The sequence below is a fragment of the Desulfosarcina sp. genome (genome assembly GCF_055467485.1).
Genome location: NZ_JBUOIV010000016.1, coordinates 35975 through 57586, shown reverse-complemented (window position 1 = coordinate 57586; position 21612 = coordinate 35975). Strand labels below are relative to the sequence as shown.

General features: G+C 58.0%; 12 protein-coding genes. 3 read left to right on the top strand and 9 right to left on the bottom strand.

What is annotated here, in order from left to right; all coding sequences use genetic code 11:
* Nucleotides 1-43: 43 nt before the first annotated feature.
* Complete coding sequence (locus ACZCED_RS10020; RefSeq protein ID WP_462970221.1) at nucleotides 44-2374, top strand: PAS domain S-box protein; 2331 nt, start codon at nucleotides 44-46, stop codon at nucleotides 2372-2374.
* Nucleotides 2367-3539, top strand: a complete 1173-nt coding sequence (locus ACZCED_RS10015) for a sensor histidine kinase (protein WP_462970220.1) — start codon at nucleotides 2367-2369, stop codon at nucleotides 3537-3539. The genes ACZCED_RS10020 and ACZCED_RS10015 overlap by 8 nt, the downstream gene beginning before the upstream one ends.
* 65 nt (nucleotides 3540-3604) lie before the next feature.
* Here ACZCED_RS10015 and ACZCED_RS10010 read toward each other — a convergent pair whose 3' ends face one another.
* From ACZCED_RS10010 to ACZCED_RS09970, 9 genes are all read right to left on the bottom strand, one after another.
* Nucleotides 3605-6781 (bottom strand): PAS domain-containing hybrid sensor histidine kinase/response regulator, encoded by a 3177-nt coding sequence (locus tag ACZCED_RS10010; RefSeq protein ID WP_464860724.1) that lies wholly within the window; start codon nucleotides 6779-6781, stop codon nucleotides 3605-3607.
* 87 nt (nucleotides 6782-6868) lie between these two features.
* Entirely contained in the window at nucleotides 6869-7252 is a 384-nt protein-coding gene (locus ACZCED_RS10005; protein WP_464860723.1) for a response regulator, read from the bottom strand.
* Nucleotides 7253-7483: 231 nt separating this feature from the next.
* Nucleotides 7484-8419: a tRNA (adenosine(37)-N6)-dimethylallyltransferase MiaA gene (miaA, locus tag ACZCED_RS10000; protein ID WP_464860722.1), complete on the bottom strand. Its 936-nt coding sequence runs from the start codon at nucleotides 8417-8419 to the stop codon at nucleotides 7484-7486.
* A 428-nt stretch (nucleotides 8420-8847) separates the two neighbouring features.
* Entirely contained in the window at nucleotides 8848-11280 is a 2433-nt protein-coding gene (locus ACZCED_RS09995; protein WP_464860721.1) for a hydrogenase iron-sulfur subunit, read from the bottom strand.
* Between the two features lie 15 nt (nucleotides 11281-11295).
* Nucleotides 11296-11901: a 2Fe-2S iron-sulfur cluster-binding protein gene (locus ACZCED_RS09990; protein ID WP_464860720.1), complete on the bottom strand. Its 606-nt coding sequence runs from the start codon at nucleotides 11899-11901 to the stop codon at nucleotides 11296-11298.
* A 41-nt stretch (nucleotides 11902-11942) separates the two neighbouring features.
* A complete protein-coding gene (locus tag ACZCED_RS09985; RefSeq protein WP_464860719.1) occupies nucleotides 11943-13844 on the bottom strand; it encodes an NADH-ubiquinone oxidoreductase-F iron-sulfur binding region domain-containing protein in 1902 nt (633 codons plus the stop codon).
* The gene (locus ACZCED_RS09980) at nucleotides 13837-14334 is read right to left on the bottom strand and encodes an NADH-quinone oxidoreductase subunit NuoE family protein (protein ID WP_462968067.1); all 498 of its coding nucleotides are present in this window, start codon (nucleotides 14332-14334) and stop codon (nucleotides 13837-13839) included. The genes ACZCED_RS09985 and ACZCED_RS09980 overlap by 8 nt, the downstream gene beginning before the upstream one ends.
* A 282-nt stretch (nucleotides 14335-14616) precedes the next feature.
* Nucleotides 14617-15999, bottom strand: a complete 1383-nt coding sequence (locus ACZCED_RS09975; RefSeq protein ID WP_464860718.1) for a sigma-54 interaction domain-containing protein — start codon at nucleotides 15997-15999, stop codon at nucleotides 14617-14619.
* A gap of 394 nt (nucleotides 16000-16393) precedes the next feature.
* Nucleotides 16394-18091, bottom strand: a complete 1698-nt coding sequence (locus tag ACZCED_RS09970) for a sigma-54 interaction domain-containing protein (RefSeq protein ID WP_464860717.1) — start codon at nucleotides 18089-18091, stop codon at nucleotides 16394-16396.
* Between the two features lie 399 nt (nucleotides 18092-18490).
* On the opposite strand from ACZCED_RS09970, the gene ACZCED_RS09965 reads away from it, so the two are divergent.
* Nucleotides 18491-21535, top strand: a complete 3045-nt coding sequence (locus ACZCED_RS09965; RefSeq protein WP_464860716.1) for an FAD-dependent oxidoreductase — start codon at nucleotides 18491-18493, stop codon at nucleotides 21533-21535.
* Nucleotides 21536-21612: the final 77 nt, after the last annotated feature.

Below are 21612 nucleotides of genomic sequence, written 5' to 3'. Positions count from 1 at the left end.
ACATTCGGCATTCCCCCAATCGTCATTTTCCGAAGGGGTTCCCATGATCCGTCTTTTCGACAACCTGCGCAACAGCCTGGCCGCCAAACTCATCCTTACGGTGGGCATTGTGCTGCTGGTCACCATCGCTACCTGGGCGTTTTTCAACATCCGCTACCAGAAAGAGAAGATGGTGAAAAATATGCTGACCGGCACGGACAGGCTCACCACCACGATCCGGCTGGGTACCCACTACGCCATGATGCTCAACTCCCGGGACGAAATCAACCAGATCATCAACAACATCGGCCGCCAGCCCGAAATCAAGAACATCCGCATCTACAACAAGGATGGGGAGATCAAATACTCCAACAACCCCGCCGAAGTGGAGCAGACGACCAACATCAAGGCCGAAGCCTGCCACATCTGCCATCGCACCGACCCCCCGATGGCGGCGGTTCCGCTGGAAGAGCGAACCCGCATTTTTTTGTCCCCATCGGGCTTTCGTCTCCTGGGCATCATCAGCCCCATCTGCAACGAACCCGGCTGCAGCACCGCTGATTGCCACATCCACCCCGAAGACAAGAAGATCCTCGGCGCTCTGGATGTGGTCATCTCCCTGGAGAACACCGACCGCGAGATCCTGATGGAAGAGCGCGGAATTATCGGCCTGGCCGGTTTTGTCTTTCTCATCACCGCGGCCATCATCTTCGTGTTCGTGCTGCGCTTCGTCAACTACCCGATCAAGCGCCTCATCGACGGGACGCGCCACATCGCCAGGGGCGACTACGCCAGCAAAGTTCACATGCCCCAGGCCGACGAACTGGGGCAACTGGCGGTGGCGATCAACCAGATGTCCGACGAGATCGCTTCGAATCAGAAGGAGTTGAACAAACAGCGGGACGAGTACCAGAACCTCTTCGAACGGGTCCCCTGCCTGATCACTGTCCAGGACCGCAACTACCGGCTGCTGCGATTCAACCGGGAGTTCTATCAACGCTTTGCCCCCGAACCGGGTGACTTCTGCTACCACGCCTACAAGGGAAGAAGACAGCGGTGCGTTTCCTGTCCGGTGGAGAAAACCTTTGCCGACGGCCTGTCTCACCAGGCCGAAGAGAGCGGGCTGGACAAAGACGGCTCACCCAAGCACTGGCTGGTGCGCACATCGCCGATCAAAGACGGCAATGGCGAGATCGTCGCCGCCATGGAGATCTCCCTGGACATCACCCAGCGCCGGCAGCTGGAAGTGGACCTGGAAAAATCGGAGAAGAAATACCACGCCATCTTCAGCAACATTCCCAACCCGGTGTTCGTACTGGACGTGGCGACCCTGCAGATCGTCGACTGCAACCAAAGCGTCACCGCCGTCTACGGCTTCAGCGTTGAGGAGATGATCGGCCGTTCCTTCATGACCCTGTTCTCGCCTGACGAACAGGATCACTACGCCTTCAAGGTCGCCACCTGTTCGGTCATCAACCAGGCCCGCCACTTGAATCGACAGGGCAAGGGTCTGTTCGTCAACATCCGCATCTCCCCGTCGGAATACTCCGGCCAGAAAGTGTTTCTGGTAACCACCAGCGACATTACCAAGCGTCTCGAGACCGAACAACAGCTCATCCAGGCCAGCAAGATGGCCACCCTGGGGGAGATGGCCACGGGTGTCGCCCACGAACTGAACCAGCCCCTCTCCGTGATCAAAACGGTGAGCAGTTTTTTCATGAAAAAGCTCAACGCATCGGAAGCCATCGCTCCGGACGTGCTGGCCACCATGCTGGCCAAGGTGGACGGCAACGTGGACCGGGCCGCCAGGATCATCAACCACATGCGCCAGTTTGCCAGGAAATCGGACATGGAGATGGTCATGGTTCAGCTCAATGAGGTCTTGAAAAGCGCCTTTGACATTTTCAGCCAGCAGCTCAAGGTACGCGGCATCCGGGTGGTGTGGGAGATCCGGGAACCGCTGCCGCGCATCCATGCCGACCCGAGCCGGTTGGAACAGGTGTTCATCAATCTGCTGCTCAATGCCCGTGATGCCATCGAATCCAGATGCGGAGACCGGCCGGCGGGTGAAGCCGGCGAAGAAAAAACCATCCGCCTGTGGACAGGTATAGAGGGTCCGTGGGTGGTATGCCGGGTCTGCGATTCGGGTACGGGCATACCGGACAATTTGGCGGAGAAAATCTTCGAACCGTTTTTCACCACCAAAGAGGTGGGCAAAGGCACGGGGCTGGGGCTTTCCATCAGCTACGGCATCGTTAAGGAGTGCGGCGGTAGCATCGAGGCCGTTCCCGACACCCCCCATGGCACCTGCTTCATCCTGCGATTTCCACTGGTCGATTCAACGGACGCCACGACCGCTTCCACCCACGGCAAGACGGAGCCCCCCGATGAATGATATCAATGACAAAACGATCCTGATCGTCGACGACGAACCGGATATCCGGGAGGTCCTGGCCATCTCCCTGCAAGACATGGGCTACCGAACCGTGGAGGCGGAAAACGCTGCAATGGCCTTCGACCGCTTTCAGGAGGAGCATCCCCCGATCGTGATCACCGACATCAAGATGCCCGGAGGTGACGGCATCGGACTGCTGCGAAAAATCAAGCACGAAAATACGGAAACCGAAGTCATCATGATTACCGGCCATGGAGACATGAACCTGGCCATTCGCAGCCTGAAATACGAAGCAACTGATTTTATAACCAAACCCATCAATGTGGATGCCTTGGAAATTGCTCTGCGCCGGGCTCGGGAAAAGATCGCCATGCGCCGGAAGCTGCAGGACTATACCCGGAGTTTGGAGCAGCTGTTGAAAGAGAAGACCGAACTCCAGGATCATCTGGCCTCCCTGGGCCTGAGGATCGGGTCCGTCTCCCATGGCATGAAGGGGCTGCTTACCAGCCTGGACGGCGGTCTCTACCTGGTGTCATCGGGGTTGAACAAAAAAGACTACCAGCGTGCGGAAGAAGGCTGCCAGGCCGCCCAGGAGACGGTCCAGCGCATCCGCAAGATGGTGCTGGACATCCTTTACTATGCCAAGGAACGGGAACTGAAGCGAGCCCCGGTCCGGATCAGCGATTTTGCCGAGGATCTGGTCCGGGTCATCCAGCCCCGCATTGACGGATGCGGCATCCGGCTGGTTTGTGATTTTGACAAAACCGAAGGCACCATGCAAGTGGACGCCGATTACCTGCAGGCGGCCCTGGTCAACATCCTGGAAAATGCCGTGGACGCCTGTCTGAAAGACCACCGCATGCCGACCCACCAGATCGATTTAAACATCACTGATTCGGACGATGAAATCGTTTTTTCCATTGCCGACGACGGCATCGGCATGGATAAGGACAGTTGCGACCGGGTGTTCAGCCTCTTTTACTCGACCAAGGGGAGAAGGGGTACGGGTCTGGGATTGTTTATCGCCAACCGTGTCATCGGCCAGCATGGTGGCACGATTAAGGTGGCCAGCAAACCGGGCGAGGGGTCGGTCTTCAGGGTCCGAATTCCCAAGCACCACCTTGAAAGGAACCCTGAACCCGCGGCTCAACCATTGAAAAAATAATCAAACCGCATGATAAATGGACCAGACTCGGCCGTCCAACCGGATCCATATCCACCTGGCCGGGATCATTTGACCGGTCGGCTGAAGATGGCGTCGATTTTTTCCTGCAGCTGGTCAACACGGAACGGTTTTTTGATGTAACCATCCACCCTGAGCCCCCCCAGCTTTTCCCGGGCCTGGGATTCGATGAAGCCGCTGGTTACCAGCACCGGCAGCGAGGCATCCCTGCCGCGCAGCCGATCCAGCGTTTCCCGTCCCCCCATCCGGGGCATGTTGATATCCAACACGACGAGGCGGATTCGATCGCGGTCGGCTTCGTAGACCGCCAGCGCCTCGATGCCGTCCATGGCAGTCAGCACATCGAAACCCAAAAGGGCAAGCATCTGTGTGCCCAGTTCCAGTACCAGGGGTTCATCGTCAACCAGCAGCGCCGTCCCCCGGCGCTGACGGACGGCTCGGGCAGTCGCCCCCCGTGACGGTAACCGCACGGCTGCGGTTTGTTCGAATTCAGGGAAATAGACGGTAACGGTGGTGCCCGCATCGGGCCGGCTGTCAATGCGCACGCCACCCCGGTGGGCCCGCATGATGCCCATGACGGCGGCCATTCCCAGGCCTCTGCCGGTAAATTTGGTGGTAAAGAAGGGATCGAACACCTTTTCCAATGTCTCCTGATCCATGCCCCGGCCATTGTCGGAGACCCGCAACCAGACATAGCGGCCCGCGGGCAAGTTTTCTCCCGGCGCCAGCCGGAAAAGCTGGGCGTCATCGCAGTACTGGGACCCAACGCCGAGACGGATCTCAAGGGGTCGGTCGCCTGATGCTTCCAGTGCATTGGTAACCAGGTTGGTGATCACCTGGCACACCTTGGAGGCATCGGCATGGATCCATGCACCGCGGTCGACCGGCGCCAGCACCAGGGCAGCCTTTTCAGCCACGGTGGTTTTCAGTACATCCACCATTTCTGACAAAACGGTGTTCAGGTCAATGGTCTGGGGATCGATGCGGGTCTGCCCGACATAGGTAAGCATGAGGGTACTCAGGTCGGCAGCCCGTTGAGCGGCTTTTTCGGCGGCATCGATCCTGCGGCTCAGGCTGCTCCCTTCCTGCGCGTTCATTCTCATTAACTCGAGATTACCCAGCACCACCATCAGCAGGTTGTTGAAATTGTGGGCCACGCCACCGGCCATCGTGTTCACCGCCTCGAGCTTGCGGGTGTGGCGCAACCGTTCGGCGACCTCCTGTCGCTCCGCTTCCAGGGTTTTGATTCGGGTGATGTCCATGGAGATCTGAAGCCGTGCCAGGCGTCCGTCCACCCACCGGATGGCACGGTCGTGATTGAGATACCACCGGTTTAATAAGGGATTGAGGCCTTCCCAGGTGTGAACGCCCGTGGGCTGGCCATTCTCGTCGAGCAAATTGTCGTTGGTACAATGGGGGCAGCGCTCCGTGGCGTTGCGAAAGACTTCGAAACACCGGTCACCCATGTGGGCGTCACCAAAATCATCACGCATGGCCCGATTCATGAACAGGATTTCGAAGGTCTCCATGTCGGCCACGTATATGTGGACGCCGATGCTGTCCAGCACCGTGGTGAATCGTTCGTGGGACGTCTTCAGTTCATTCTCAGCAAGCTTCCGGTCGGTGATATCCCGGTTGCTGCCGATGACAAAAACCGGCTCCCCCCCCGCATTCCGGACAATGGCGCGGCTGTCACTGAACCAGTGATACCGTCCATGGGTGTCGCGCAGGCGGTACTCGATCACATGGCCGTCCTTGGCCGTATCGGCAGATTCCCTCAGTTTCTGGTTGAATGCCAGAAAACGGGGAAGGTCCTCCGGGTGAACCATGGACTGCACGCCGGCAAAGCCCATCCGGCAGATGGCCTCGGGGCTGAGCCCCAGCAAGTGGGTGCTGGCTTCACTGACGTATTCGTAGGCGCCGTTTCGAAGATCCCGCTTGAAGAGAATATCCCGGGAGTGCTTCAACACCTCCTCGAAGCGCTGGCGGTTCCTCTGGAGCGCCCTTTCAGCCCGGCTGCGCTCCTCGAAAAGTCCATCCAGTTCCCCTTTGATCAGGGCGATGGCATCGAACACGGGGCGAAAGGGGTGGTTCCTGCCCACGCGGTCGGGAGCCGGCGATCCAGACTGTTCCCAGTCGATGTCACCAATGAACTGGAGCAGTTGATGAACCACATGAACCGGGTCTTCGGCAACGGTCTTCCCCGCGGCCAAACCATCCCCGGCACCCGCAGCAAAAGGATAGGCGAACCGGTCCACCAGGTCGAGCGCACCCGCCAGATCCCGGGAGACTTTAACCGCAAACGGCATAAAGGGAATGGCCAGCATGGCCGCGGTGCGGACAAACCGCTTGGCATTGTAAAAGACGTAAAGCGCCATGGGGTATCGTCGATGCCAATCCTTCAGCGAGGCCATATACTGCCGTCTGGCCTTACGGTCGGTCGCGTGGGTATCGGCGGTACCGGTGACGATGGCGCAAAACCCCTTGTCGAGGCCGATCATCTGGCGGACCCGCTCCCGCAGCCGTGCCACGGGTTCAACGTGGCAACCCCTCAAGACCCCCGAGGAAAAGGCATGATAGATGCGCCGGTCGATCACCTCCACGATCAGTGAGTAGTCGTCCAGCGTCAAGCGCCAGCGGTCGCAGCGAAGGATGTGGTGACCCTTTTCGTAATGCTCGGTAATCCCGGCATCCCGGAGCCGGTGTTCGCATTCATCGGGCGGCGTGCGCACCGCATCGATGCCGGTCAGTCGCATGGCCGCCGACATGGCGGCATGGTAATCCTTGGCGATCTGGACGTTGAACCGGACGATGCTCAACCGCTTGGCCAGCTTGATCATGACGCTGAACAGCGGGCTGACGCCGAAATAGATCAGCCCCAACATATGCTCCCGGCGCTCCATATGACGGATATAGTACTTGCGGGCCTCGTGGGTAATGCCGCGCATGCCGGAGTAGTTGGAAATGTGCACGTAACCGGCCGACGGATCGATATGTTCGCTGACAATGGCATCCGTCAGGGCCAGCGATTCGACAATGTCCTTCAATTCGGCATGACCGGAGGGTTGGTTTAAGAGGATACGATCCCCGATCACCCGGGTGGTCAGCCGGTAGTCGCTGCCAAAGGGGCGATCGGTCCAATCCGGCCGCGATATTACCGGCAGTCCGGTGGCTGGACAGACCCGCATGGTGTCGACAGGTTCAGGGATGTTGGCGAAGGTCAACGCGGACTCCGATTCGAACGAATGCAGGTACACAGATCGTCTGACCGCCGGGCAGCGGCTGTCTGCGGGTTGGCCGGTAGGGGCGGATCAGCCGTCCGGGGATACCAGTTTGCAGATGGCATCCTTGAACACCGATAAATCCATCAGCGGTTTCAGGAAAATATGCTCCTGGGCCACCCCGACGGTTTTCAATTCATCGGGCAGTTTATATTCCACCGATCCCGTGTGGATCAGAAAGCGCATCCGTGGGCGCAGCACATGCGCTTGGAGGATCAGCGAGTCGCCGTCCAGCTTGGGCAGGCGGATATCCACCAGGGCTACATCAAAAGGGAAACGGGCAACCAGGTCCAGCGCACCTTCGGCACTGTCCGCAGCCGACACCTCGAACTGGCAATCTTCAAGAAATTCAACCAGGCTGTTGCGGATGGACGGCTCATCGTCGACCACCAGCACACGGATGGGGGATGTCATGTCTTCCTCCAGGTTGCTGGAACCGTTTTTTTGACCAATTCACCTGCGCCGGTCTTTAAGGGTGACCTCACCCATCCATACGACTAAAAACAGGCCAACGGTCTTACCGGTCAATCGCAGGCAGAACCCGAGGCGGTTGTTCCGGCCGCCATTTGCCGACCGCAGCGTTGTTCGGCGCCACGGTTCTATCATCGGTTTTTTCGCTCACGCCTTTAGCAGAATGTTCGCCGGTCATGAAAGGAATGCACGGATCCGTTCAGCCGCCGGCTCTGTTTGATCCGGGGTCAACCACTGGACCGACGGGCGGGCACCGAACCATGTCAACTGCCGTTTCGCGTAGCGGCGGTGATCCCGCTTCATCATCGTCACCGCATCCGCCAGGCGGGTATCGCCCCTGACCACCGCAGCCAGGTGCCGGTATCCCAAACTCTGCATGGATTTGAGGTCACTGCCGCAGCCACTGGTCATCAACCGCCGCACCTCATCCAGAAAGCCGTTGGCCATCATGGCGTCAATCCGCCGGTTGATGCGGTCGTAAAGCACCGGCCGGGGCCAGGAGAGGCCGAATTCCAAGGTGTTGAAGCGCTGTTCTCGAAACCCGTGTCGCCGGTGAAAATCCGTCAGGGGTTCGCCGGTGACCTCGAACACCTCCAGCGCCCGGATGATGCGATAGGTATCATTGGGGTGAATCCTTTCGGCCGCAGGCCTGTCGATCTCCTTCAGCCGGCGGGCCAGCACGGCGGCCCCTTCCGATTCCAGCTGTTGTTTCAGGCGCCGGCGAACCGCCGGATCCGAGGGCCCTTTCTCGAAAAGGCCATGAGTCAGCGCCTTGATGTAAAACCCGGTCCCCCCCACGACAAACACGGTGCGCCCCCGATCGATCACCTGTCGGATAATGCCGGTGGCCATGTCTGCATAGGCGGCGGCATCGAAATCCTGGTCCGGATCCACGATGTCGATCATGTGATGGGGAGACGCCGCCCGCTCCGCCGGCGTGGGCTTGGCCGTGCCGATGTCCATGCAGCGATAGATCTGCATGGAGTCGGCCCCGACGATCTCGCCGTTGAACCGCCGGGCCAGGTCGATGGCAAAGGTGGTTTTGCCGGCGCCGGTGGGTCCGACGATGAGGATGATTTTGGGCGCCTCGACCGCTGGCATGTCAGTCATGGGATTCCCGAATCTGTGCGATCTGGATGATTGCGCTGCCTGTCAATGTATCACAACTATCCAGATTTCTATCTCTATTCGATTGCCTCGTCAAGTCGGCACGATCATCAGAATGACAACCCAGCGCTCGGCATTCTGTTAAAATCGGCCTGGGTAGAAAGGCTGCATTCGGAACGGGGCAACCGCTGCGCCCCCGGCATGTTGATGAAATAGCAAAAAGGCATAGGGCCTGTATATCGATCAATGCGCAGGCCGTGTAGACGGCTGGTCAAACATGTTAAGAAAGATCACATGGTCTTCACGATTGTTATCGGCATGGGGCTGATGGAGTATGGATCGAGCAGGATGGTGGGATCACTGGTCCGGCAAAGGACGCCGGTTTTCCCGAACGCGGGAAAACCGGCGCAGGAAATCTGGATTCGAATCGATCAGTTGACTGCCCTGTAAATGGCTTCTCGCTCCTTGTGAGAAAGGTTGACCATACCCCCGGATACGAGTTCCAGAAGTCCTTCGGCCACCCGGGATTCACTTTTGCACAGCTCGCTGGCCAATTCACGCAGTCTCAAGGGGCGTTTTTCTTTGCGCAGCAACTGAAGCAATTGCTGGTTCATGAATTCCTCTTCCAGCACAGCACTGAAATCCCGGTCATACTCCAGGGCGTGGCGTTGATCGCCACGATACGCATCTTCCCATGGCCGGCGGAGGCTGGCGGACAGCAGGGCCCGCACCCGGGTGTTGGTTTTAATCAGGTCGTAGACCGTCTGCAGTCTGCTCTTGGCTGCGGGGGTCCGTTCCAGCGGGCCCAGTGAGTTGATATTGCGGACGAAGCTATCCACGGTGACAATAAATTCGTCGGGTTTGTTCAGGTCCGCGTGGGCCAGGGCAATCCGGCGGCGGTCGATGCCGGCCAGGGTGAGCAGCTTTTTGACGACATTGACCCGGCTCCATGCGTGATCCAATCCATAAGAATGATGACACTCCTCGGGCAGGCAGCCGATGAGAATCAAACCCGATGCACCCTCTTTCAGCGCACGGGCCATGACGGACGGGTCGATCTGCCCCACACAGGGGACGCCCAGCAGGTGCAGGCGCGGATCATACTTCAGCCCCATTTTGCCGGCATTGTCCGCGGCAGGCAAACCACCCCATACGCAGCCGAAAGCCATGACTTCGTCAGCTGCCAGTTGCCCGGCCAATGCGGCCACCCGGGCTTCACGCTGGTCGTTGGTGTTGTTCTGCAGTACCAGCGCGTGATACGGGCAGGCGGCGGCGCAGGTACCGCCCCCGGTGCAAACCATGGGATCCACCACCCGGGGAAGTCCCCCACCGGGCCCTTCAGCCACTCCGATACCGCCGCAGTCGCACAATTCCTGGCATTGGCCGCACCCCACACACAAGTCCGGGTCGACCACACAGACGATACGAGGGATCTGGATCTCCCCGGCCGCGGCTTTCTCAATCATCGCAGCGGTTCGGTTGCCGGCGCGGCGCCCCTGGTTCAGGGCTTCCTCCAGATTGCAGGGGTAGCGGCCGCTGCCGGCCATGTATGTCTCTTCGCGGCCGATCATTTCCGGGCGCACTTTGGCATGATGGCCGGTGAGAAAACGCCCCCCTTTGTGAACCAGCCCCAAGACGCGGGCGGTTTCCAGCGGTGGTCCGGCGACCGCCCGTACCGGTGACAGGACCAGGCGGTCCCAGGCCATCTCATGTTCCACATGGTCCTTCAGGTCGCAGAAAGTAATGAATCCGGACTGTACCGTGGGGCGGACGGCAGGATCGTAGGGCACCCACATGATGTCCATCCTGCGGTTGACGGCGCGTTCCGCTGCGGTCAGCGGAATTTCCATGTTTCGGTTGAACAGGATGGTCAGATCCGCCGGCGGGTCGCTTTCGCGCAGGTGGCAGGCCATTCGCCAGGCACTTTTGGCGGAGAGGGCCGCAAATTCAGCCTGGCCGCTTTCATAGTCGCTGACCCAGAAAACCACCCTTCCTTTGGGTGCACCCTGTCGAAAGATGAAGGCTTCCATTTCCGATTGAATCATCACCGATTGGCCGTCATGTCCGAAATCCGGCCCCGGTGCCTGCAGCTGGGCGTCGATGCAGGCAATGATCGCACTGGCACGGTACTTTCTCGGCAACCCGCCTTCAGGGCTCTCGACGGTCAGGGTGTAATCCCCGGTAACGCCGGCCAGGCCGGTCAACTGGCCTGGGGGAAGGACCGTGGCATGGTCGCTGGTCATGGCTTCATAGACCATTTTTTTCATGCGCTCATCGTAGCCCCATTCCCCCGGATAGCTTTCATGGACCTTGCGAATCAGGGCCTCCAGGTCGGTGGCCGTGACATCCAGGAGATAATCGACGCCCCTGCGCGCCAGTTGCTGGGCCGCCGCAAACGCGGCAATTCCCCCACCGGCAATCATCACCGGGCCATCGAAGGATCTCACGGTCTGACTGGTAGGCGTCAGCACCCGCATCTCGGCAATACTGGCCCGGACCAGCTTGCCCGCCTTGCGGGCCTTGTCTGCCGGCGACAGGTCCGACACCGCTGCCACATGGCCGCGCAGATTGATCATGTCAATCTGCCCTTTGAAAAAATTCCAGGGTGCCAGATTGGTTTCGAACTTTTTCAACATCAGTCGACCTTCACAACCGGCGATGATCAGCCGGTTCAATCCACCATCGAGCACCGCCTGACGGATACGATCCAATCCAGGCCCCAGACAGGGGTAGGCGAGGACTTCACAATGGGTCACCTGGTCTTCCGTACGGATGTCCTCGCGCAGGGTCTCCAGGTCCACGAGGGGGTCAATTTTTTCACCGCATCTGCAGAGAAAAACCCCGATTCTGGCATTATCGTTCATCTTGTTTCTCCTTTTTCATGCGGTTAGCTGAGTCATCGACGTGGCCGGCAGGCCCCGAACCGAATCGAATATGGACTGCATGGCGCCGGTGGGACACACACTCACACAGCACCCGCAGGCCACGCATACATCCGTCGGCCGGGAGAATGGTGCGCCGACCCGTTTGTAGACACCGCGGTCCACCGTGGCGATGGCCGACAGGCCGACCACTTCTTCACATACCCGGGAGCACAGTCCGCATACCATACAGGTGCGGTCCGGATCGGCGGCGGCAAAACGGGTCGATGTCACGCCATACCGCTCGGCAAGGGCGCTGATTTCCGGACTGGCCGGACAGGTGGCCAGCAGCATTTCAAAAATCCAGCGGCGGACGTTTTGCACGCGTTCGGTTTCCGTATAGATGTGGATTCCCTCGGCGACCGGATAGATGCAGCTGGCCACCAATTTGGACCAGTTGCCGTCTTTGAGTTCCACCATGCACAGCCGGCAGGCACCGGATGGGGCAACGGCCTCGTGATAGCAGAGCGTGGGGATGTCGATCCCGTGCTCCCTGGCGGCCTCCAGGACGGTCCACCCCGCTTGCGCTTCCACCAGCTGATCGTTGATCGTAAATTGAATCATTTGAATTCGCTCCTCAATTGGTTGGGTGCGGCTGCCGCCCTTCAACTCACCCGCACCGCATCGAATTTACACGTCTCTTTGCAGATGCCGCAGCGGATGCATCGGCTGGCATCGATCACGTGGGGTTGTTTCTTTTCCCCGGAAATGCAGTCGTTGGGGCACTGGCGTGCGCAGCTGCGGCAACCGGTGCAGGCTTCCGGGTCGATAGCGAAGGTGATCAGATCCTTGCAAACCCCCGCCGGGCATTTGTGGTCCCTGAAATGGGCACGGTATTCGTCCCTAAAATACTTGATGGTGGTCAATACCGGATTGGGCGCACTGGAACCGAGGGCGCACAGGGCGCCGTCCTGGATGGCCTGGGAGAGGCTGATCAGATCCTCGATGTCCTGTTCGGTTCCCATACCCTTGGAGAACGCGTCCAGCATTTCGCGCATGCGGGTCAGACCCAGCCGGCAAGGCAGGCATTTGCCGCAGGATTCCTCTTCCAGGAAACGCAGGAAGTAGCGGGCCACATCCACCACGCAGTCACTGTCATCCATGACGATCATGGCGCCGGATCCCATCATGGAGCCCGCTCGGGTCAGCGAGTCGAAGTCTACCGGCGTCTCCTTGAGATCATAGGGAATGCAGCCGCCCGATGGACCGCCCGTCTGGACCGCTTTGAACGGCGCCCCGCCGGGTACGCCGCCTCCGATCGCTTCGACGATGCGTGATACGGGAACCCCCATGGGCACTTCCACCAGGCCGACATTGTTGACCTTTCCCACCAAGGAAAAGACTTTGGTCCCCGTGCTGTGGGGCACACCCAGACCGGCATACCAGTCGCCGCCCTTGTCGATGATCAGGGGCACATTGGCCCAGGTTTCCACGTTGTTGAGAATGGTGGGCCGCCCCCACAAGCCCTCTTCCACCGAGCGGGTATATTTGGGCCGGGGATTGCCCGGCTTGCCTTCGATGGATGTAAAGAGCGCCGTCGATTCACCGCACACGAACGCACCGGCGCCACGGTTGATGCGGGCATCGAAGGAAAAACCGGAATTGAGGATGTTGTCGCCCAAAAGGCCCAGTTCACGGGCCTGGGCCATGGCGATCTCCAGGTGCTGAATCGCCAGGGGGTACTCGGCTCTCACGTACAGGTAGCCCTGTTCGGCACCCAGGGCATAGGCGCCGAGAATCAGCCCCTCCAAAACGGCATGGGGATCGCCTTCCATGATGGTACGGTCCATGAACGCACCGGGATCGCCTTCATCTCCGTTGACCACCACATATACCGGGCGGCCCTTCTTCCCGATGGCGGCCAGCGCCGAACGCCACTTGCGACCCGTAGGAAACCCGGCCCCACCGCGGCCTCTCAGTCCTGATTGCTCCACTTCGGCCAGCACCTGTTCCGGTGTCATGCCGGACAGTGCTTTGGCCAATGCCTGGTAGGCGCCGGCGGCAATGGCATCGGTGATGTCGGTGGGGTCGATTTTGCCGATATTGTGAAGCACGACCCGTTGCTGAAGTTTGTAGAAGGGAATCTCCTGCTCGGTGTGAATGCGTTCACCGGTCTGGGGGTCTTTGTAGAGCAGCCGTTCCACCGGTTGACCTTCGATCAGGGTGCGCTGGATGATCTCTTCGACATCCCTTTCCTTGACCCGCTGGTAAAACAAACCCTGCGGTCGGATCAGCACCAGCGGCCCCCGGGAGCAGAATCCCTGGCAGCCGGTGGTCTTGATCCCGGGCATCACCTTGGCTTTTATGTCGGCGCCCGCTAAGGCCTTTTGAAAGGCCGCCGTCACCTTGGTGCTGCCGTTGGCCATGCACCCGGTACCGTGGCAGACCACGACGAGGGTCTGGTCTGGATCCTGCCTGGCAATCAGATCGCTACGAAAGGCGTTCAAGGCCCCGGCGGATTCAAGACGCGGACTGTCCACCTTCAATGCGCTGCTGCGACTAAACATGACCCTGGCCCTCCCCGTCCACCGTGGCATCGTACTCAAGCTTCTTGAGGTGTTTTTCCAATTTGCGGGCCGTGGTGTTGGCATGATAATCGTCATCAACCACCACCACCGGTGCCAGGGCGCAGGCGCCGACACAGTTGACCGTGTTCAAGGTGAAGCGCATATCGGCGGTGGTTCCACCGGCCTCCACATCCAGCCGGCGTTCCAGTTCTTCAACGATGCGCTGCCCGCCTTTGAGATGGCAGGCCGTTCCCAGACAGACGCGCACTTCGTGCTCGCCGGAGGGAGCCAGGCGAAAGGACTGATAAAATGTGGCAACGGAATAGGCCTGGGTCAGCGGCACCCCGGCATGGTCGCAGGCCTGCTGCATGGATTCCTGGGAGATATAGCCGTAACTGGATTGGATGTCCTGGAGAAGGAAGATCAAGTATTCAGGTTTTGTCGGATACTGTTCCAAGATCGTATCCATATCTTTGCCAACATGGGCCATTACCAACCTCCTTTATTTTCGGTGTCGTGTTGATCGGGCAGCTGCCCGCGGTTTGACGATCACATGGCAATCGTTGTGCCAAGATTATAAAATATTGAAATTTATCTATATTCCTCTGTCCTGTTGATTCTTCGATCGTTCGGAGACCTGTTTGAGCGGCAATGAAACGCTTTTCACGTTTCAAACGGTTTCAACCGGTGTGGGTGGAGTCTTTCATTTATCTGAAATCATATTGTTTAAATGTGACGGCGTTTCATCAGACAGCGAAACAAATGAAACCGGTTACAGCAGGCCGTATTGTTTCATTCGACGCCACATGGACGTCCGACTGATACCCAGGGCACGGGCGGCCGCTTCCCGGCGGCCGCCGGTATCGGCCAATGCGGTCATGATCGCCTTGCGATCGATCCGGAACGGGGGAGATGAAATGCGGCGCGATTGGGGATGTCTGGGAGGTGGCGGGGCGTCTTCCATTTCGCGAAGATCCGGCAGGTGGCGGGCAAAAATAACCGGTCCCTTGACGAAGACGAAGGCATGTTCGATGCAGCGCTCCAGTTCGCGCACATTGCCTGGCCAGTGGTATGTTTGCAGGTTGTCCAGTACTTTCGGGTCCATGGAACGGACGGTTTTCTCGTACCGGCAATTGAATTGCCGGATAAAATGATCAACCAGCAAGGGGATGTCATCGGGCCGCTCACGCAGGGGGGCAATGTCTATGGGAACGGTTCTCAGGCGATAATACAGGTCTTTTCTGAAGCGGTTTCCGATCATTGCCGCGGACAGGTTCTGGTGGGTGGCGCTGATAATGCGGGCACCCATGGGGATGGCGCGGGTGCCGCCCACCCGCTCGAACTCGCGCTGCTCGATGACGCGTAACAGCTTGACCTGCAGTTCCGGTTTCAGCTCCCCGATTTCGTCCAGAAACAGCGTCCCCCCGTTGGCCATTTCAAAACGCCCCGGCTTGGCCCGTTCAGCCCCGGTGAAGGCCCCCTTTTCATGGCCGAACAATTCCGATTCCAGCAGTGATTCGGCCAGGGATGCGCAGTTGACGGCAACAAACGGTCCTTTGCGTCGAGGTGACATGTCGTGAATGGCCCGGGCAACCAGGTCCTTGCCAGTTCCGCTCTCTCCACAGATCAACACGCTGGCAAGGCTGGCTGCCACGTCGGGCAGGATGGAAAAGACCGACCGCATGGATTCGCTTTTTCCCACTATTCCCTTGATACCATATGCGTTGGTACCAAGCAGGGCATTTTTGCGGGCATCCCACAGCGCCGCGCGGAAGGTTTCCACTGCCCCCACGACATTGCCCTTTTCATTTTGAATCGCACTGACGTTGACCATCAGGGTCTGGCGCTTCCCGTGGCGATTGAAGGTGCAGACTTCTTGATCGAACCGTGTCTTACCCGTTTTCATGGCCATGGCCATGGGGCAGTCGCAACGACATACGTCAGCGCGGAAAATTTCCCAGCATCGCCGCCCCAACACATCCGGCTGCGAATAACCGGTGATGGTTTCAGCCGTTTTGTTGAAAGAGGTGATTCGCCACTGGTCATCGACCGTGAAAACGCCTTCGGGAAGGGTTTCAACCAGGTGCCGGTAATCCACCGGTTCAATCGATCGGGTATCGGTGTCGACAGACGGTTTATCATTCGAGGGGTTCATCACGGGCTCCACGGTTGACGGGCAAGGCTGAGGGTTGAAACAGGTGTCAACCCATGCAACAGCAATTGACAGGCCAACCCGTTGCCGCATTCCACCGCCGATCATACAGCCGCTGGAATAATTTTTAACCGTCAGATATTATGGTAGATTCATGTATTGTAGAGGAAAGATTACCGACGGGGTAGAGCTGAATGTCCTCGAATGGGCACCGGTTAGCCGGGCGACCGCTGAAACAGAATTGAAACATTGGGGGCGAGTATAGACCTAAGTGGTTGCATTACAACGTTTAATGCAGCGTTTCAGCACCTGAAACGTTTCAGCTGCTGAAACAGCGGGTTGTTGATAAAACGGATCGATTTGGCTTTGGGGACTGAGCATAGGAAGTGCGGCAGCGTTAACTGATCTTGAAAGCCTTCATGCGCCGCCAAAGTGAGGTCCGGCTGATGCCCAGAAACCTGGCCGCATCAGCGCGAGCGCCATCAGTCTGGGCGAGAGCCTTTACAATGGCTTCACGGGTAGGTTTGCAGGCTCTTTCTTCCGGCATTCCGAATCCCTTGACCGGGCTGAATTCATCCGGTGCAGGCAGGTGATGGGGCTGAATAGTCCGGCCTTTGACAAATACAAAGGCGTGCTCCAAGGTCCTTTCCAGTTCACGCACATTGCCCGGCCAGTGATATTGCATGAACAGCCCCATGACGGCATCGTCAACGGCGCTGACCTGTTTTCCTAAAGACCGGTTGAAGCGGTGGATAAAAAAATCCACCAGCAAGGGGATATCCTCCAACCGGTGCCTGAGCGGCGGGATGGTCAACGGTACCGTTCGCAGACGGTAATAGAGATCTTCGCGGAAGGTGCCGTTAGCCATGGCCACGCGAAGATCCTGGTGGGTGGCGCTGATGATCCGGGCATCCATGGGAAGGGTGCGGGTGCCCCCCACGCGTTCGAATTCTCGCTGCTCCAATACGCGCAACAGTTTGACCTGCAATTCTGGCTTCAGGTCACCGATCTCGTCCAGAAATAGGGTCCCTCCGCGAGCCATTTCAAACCGCCCGATCTTACCTTCGGCGGCACCCGTAAAGGCCGCTTTTTCGTGGCCGAAAAGCTCCGATTCCAAAAGGGATTCCGCCAGGGCAGAACAATTGACGGCCACAAACGGCTTACGGCCACGCGGCGAATGGTTGTGCAGGGTCCGCGCAACCAATTCTTTGCCGGTCCCGCTTTCACCGGCAAGAAGCACGTTGGCGTCGCTGGCCGCAATATCCGTCAACATCGAAAACAGCCGTTTCATGACAGCGCTTTGACCAATGATGTCTGGGAAGGATATTTTTTTTGTTTTTTCTGTCCGGGCCTCTTTATTGGCCAATGGCCGGAAAGTCTCCACGGCACCGATCACCTTGCCGGTCATTGTCTTAAGCAACCCGGCATTGACCAGTATGGTCAGCGCTTCACCGCCCTTGCGGATCATACGCACATCCTGATCCATATGGGAACGCCCCTGTTCCATGGCCTGCCGCAGGGGGCAGTTAAGGTTGCACATGTCGGATTGGAAAATCTCCCAGCAATGTCTGCCAATGGCTTCTTTTTTGCTGAAACCGGTGATCACTTCTGCTTCCCGGTTAAAAGAGATGATTCGCCATTGCAGGTCAATGGTGAACACGCCTTCGGGGATGGACTCCACCAGCGTTTGATGGGCCACCGGGACGTTAATGGCCTCACCTAAGGCTTTGATGGGTGTTTTCTGAAACGATTTGGATGCAGAATGGGATTCATGAAAGCTTAGGATGGCGCCATCGACAATTGACAGATCCTTGAACAGGGGAGACACCATGACCGTCATCGCAACAGGTGCTTGACCTGAACTCTTGAACCGGATCACCATTTCACCAGAGCTAACGCCTGATGTGATGGCGCCTTTCAAGGCCGCTTCAAGCCTGCAACGGTCCTCACTGCAGTAAATTGCATCCAATGGCAGTGGATTTCCGGAAACCAGGTGGAACAGATGTCCGGTTCCTGGCGTGCCATTTCGGACATTCAGCCGATTGTCGATGACGATGATCTGGCTGCTGTTTTTTTTCCCCTGAATCGCCATCATGCGGCTCGATTAATGGTGGATGGAAACTTCTTCGCCCATGATTCCAAGCATGCTTGCTTCATGGCACATTTTGTTTTAATAATCAAATGCTCAAATTGAACAATATGCCGCCATCCGGCAATAGCACGTTCTTCCATGGTTACCGATTGTTGCCTGGATTTTAGTGCCGGCGCTCTGGGAGCTATCATCTGAAGATCGAAATAGGCGTTTTTAATGCATATGCCCACAAAAAAAGACTCGAGGAAACCATTTACATCTGGCGAATTTTATTGACAAGCCCATGCGTGGCATATAGGAAACTCATTTGGTTTGTAACATATCAAATGTTGGAATCTCAATCGATTCTGCACCTTAAAGGTAGGCGATCAAGCGATTTCATCTTATCAGGAGAACGAAACAATGGCAAAGGATGTAATTGGTTCTGTTCTGGTCGTAGGCGGCGGTATTGCCGGCATGCAGTCCGCCCTTGATCTGGCAAATTCCGGGTACTACGTTTACCTTCTCGAAAAATCTGCCTCCATCGGTGGGGTGATGTCTCAATTGGACAAGACATTCCCCACCAATGACTGTGCGATGTGAATTATCTCCCCTGTACTGGTCGAGGTCGGCCGGCATCTGAACATTGAGCTTGTAACGCTCAGCGAAGTCAAAGAGATAAAGGGCACAGCGGGTAATTTCAGCGTCGAAATCGTCAAAAAGCCGCGATATATCGATATGGACAAATGCATCGGTTGCGGGGCGTGTGCAGAAAAGTGCCCGAAAAAGGTGATCGACAGCTACAACATGGGCCTTTCCAAGCGCAAGGCCGCCTATGTGGAATACGCCCAGGCCGTTCCGCTGAAATATGCTATCCGTGGGGATGCCTGTATCAAACTGACCAAGAACAAATGCGGCAACTGCGAAAAGCTCTGTCCCACCGGGGCGATCAACTACGAGGACAAGCCCGAGGATGTGACCCTCAAGGTGGGCTCCGTGATTCTCGCACCGGGTTTCAGCCCCTTCGACCCATCCAGGTTCGACGCCTACAATTATGCCAACCATCCCAATGTGATCACCTCAATGGAGATGGAGCGCATCCTGAGTGCATCTGGTCCCACCATGGGGCACCTGGTGCGTCTGTCCGATCACAAGGAACCCAAAAAGATCGCCTGGTTCCAGTGTGTGGGATCCCGGGACCTGAACCGTTGCGACAACGCCTACTGTTCATCGGTGTGCTGCATGTATGCCATCAAGGAGGCCGTCATCGCCAAGGAGCACGCCGGGGATGACCTGGAGTGCTCGATATTCTTCATGGACATGCGCACCCAAGGCAAGGAGTTTGAGCGTTTCTATGAAAATGCCAAGCAGAAAGGCATCCGCTTCATCCGGAGCCGGGTCCACACCATCGACCCGATACCGGATTCCGATGACCTGTCGATTCGCTATGTGACCGAAGCAGGTGAGGCCAAGACGGAGATATTCGATCAGATCGTGCTTTCCGTCGGCCTGCAAACCGACCCGGAGGTCCTCGGCCTGGCGAACAGGCTGGGCATCGAATTGACCGAAGGCAACTTTTGCAAGACCGAGACCTTCAGTCCGGTGCAAACCTCCCGAGAAGGCATTTTCGTTTGCGGCGCCTTTCAGGGGCCCAAGGACATCCCCCAGTCGGTTGTCGACGCCAGTGCGGCGGCGTCTGCTGCCGGAGAATCCCTGAGCACCGCCAGAAATACGCTGACCCAAGAGCCACAAGTGGTACCCCAGACCAATGTGGTCGGTGACCGGCCCAAAATTGGGGTAATCGTCTGCGAATGCGGCATCAATATCGCCGGGGTCGTCGACGTACCGGCAGTCAGGGACTATGCGGCCGGTCTGCCCTATGTGGAGTATGTGGCAAAGAACCTGTACGCCTGCTCCCAGGACAGCCAGGAAACCATGTCCGAACTGATCAAGGAGAAGGGGCTCAACCGCGTGGTGGTTGCCGCCTGTACACCCAAGACCCACGAGCCCCTGTTCCAGGAAACCCTGATCAATGCCGGGTTGAACAAATACCTGTTCGAGATGTGCAACATCCGCAACCACGACTCATGGGTGCACAAAAACAATCCCGACCTGGCCACGCAAAAAGCCAAGGACTTGGTGCGCATGGCCGTCTCCAAGGTCGCCCTGATGCAGCCCCTGCCAGAGGCCGAGCTGAATGTCAACCAGACGGCCCTGGTCATCGGCGGCGGCATCTCGGGCATGACGGCCGCCAAAAGCCTGGCCAGCCAGGGGTATACCACCCACATTGTGGAAGCGGGTGAGCGATTAGGCGGCAATGCCCATAACATCTATAAAACCGTTTCAGGGGATCTCGTCAGCGTCAAGCTGGCCGCCCTGGTCGATTCGGTCACCGGGAGCGACAATATAAAGGTCCACCTGAACACCCGCCTGTCCAGCGTGGAAGGCTTTGTGGGCAATTTCAAGTCGACCTTGAAAAATGGTGATTCGGAAAGCGAGCTGGAATACGGCGTCGCGGTGATCGCTACGGGCGGCACGGCCTTAAAGCCCGATGAGTACAGCTACGGCAAGGACCCGCGGATTCTCACCAGCCTGGAGCTGGATCAAAAGCTCATCGCCGGCGATCCTGCCCTGAAAACGATGAAGTCGGCTGTCTTCATCCAATGTGTGGGGTCCCGGGAGCCGGATCGCCTCTACTGCAGCCGGGTCTGCTGTACCCATTCCATCGACAATGCGCTGGAATTGAAGAAACTCAACCCGGACATGGATGTCTACATCCTTTACCGCGACATCCGGACCTACGGAGAACGCGAATACCTTTACAAGAAAGCCCGGCAGGCGGGAGTCATCTTCATCCGTTACGACCTCCAGAATAAACCGGCCCTGACGGTCCACGATGACGCGGTCCGCATCCAGGCCACGGATCACGTCCTGCAGCGCCCGGTCGAAATAACGGCGGATCTGGTCACGCTGGCTTCAGCGGTCGTTCCCAACAGGGATGAGGCCCTGGCCCAGTTTTACAAGGTTCCTCTCAATGACGACGGATTCTTCGTTGAAAAACATGCCAAACTGGGACCGTCTGAGTTCGCCACGGACGGTGTGTTTCTGTGCGGGTTGTCCCACTACCCCAAACCCATAGACGAAGCCATCGCCCAGGGCCGGGCAAGCGCATCCAAGGCGATCACCCTGCTGGCCAAAGAAACCATCCACACCAGCGGAACCATTGCCGAAACGGAACCGGCCATATGCAGCAGTTGCGGTGTCTGCGTGTCGATCTGCCCCTATTCGGCGCCGTCCTTCATCGATGCCGATGCCCGCATGCATGCCGGCAAGGCATCGATCAACCCGGTGCTGTGCAAGGGTTGCGGCCTGTGTGTGGCGTCCTGCCGCTCCGGTGCCATCCACCTGAAAGGGTTCGACAACGACCAGATCTTTGCCCAGATCTTTTCGTTGAACGAAGCGGTGTAAGCCTACCCGCGATCACCCCAACGGGGCGGAAACAATGCCAACGAAGATGGACAAGTGACTATATAAAGGAGACAAAC

Coding starts and splice junctions, on each gene's coding strand:
- ACZCED_RS09990 (WP_464860720.1), bottom strand. CDS start 11,901: ATGATTCAATTTACGATCAACGATCAGCTGGTGGAAGCGCAAGCGGGG.
- ACZCED_RS09995 (WP_464860721.1), bottom strand. CDS start 11,280: ATGAACGATAATGCCAGAATCGGGGTTTTTCTCTGCAGATGCGGTGAA.
- miaA (WP_464860722.1), bottom strand. CDS start 8,419: ATGACTGACATGCCAGCGGTCGAGGCGCCCAAAATCATCCTCATCGTC.
- ACZCED_RS09985 (WP_464860719.1), bottom strand. CDS start 13,844: ATGTTTAGTCGCAGCAGCGCATTGAAGGTGGACAGTCCGCGTCTTGAA.
- ACZCED_RS09975 (WP_464860718.1), bottom strand. CDS start 15,999: ATGAACCCCTCGAATGATAAACCGTCTGTCGACACCGATACCCGATCG.
- ACZCED_RS09970 (WP_464860717.1), bottom strand. CDS start 18,091: ATGATGGCGATTCAGGGGAAAAAAAACAGCAGCCAGATCATCGTCATC.
- ACZCED_RS10005 (WP_464860723.1), bottom strand. CDS start 7,252: ATGACATCCCCCATCCGTGTGCTGGTGGTCGACGATGAGCCGTCCATC.
- ACZCED_RS10020 (WP_462970221.1), top strand. CDS start 44: ATGATCCGTCTTTTCGACAACCTGCGCAACAGCCTGGCCGCCAAACTC.
- ACZCED_RS10015 (WP_462970220.1), top strand. CDS start 2,367: ATGAATGATATCAATGACAAAACGATCCTGATCGTCGACGACGAACCG.
- ACZCED_RS09980 (WP_462968067.1), bottom strand. CDS start 14,334: ATGGCCCATGTTGGCAAAGATATGGATACGATCTTGGAACAGTATCCG.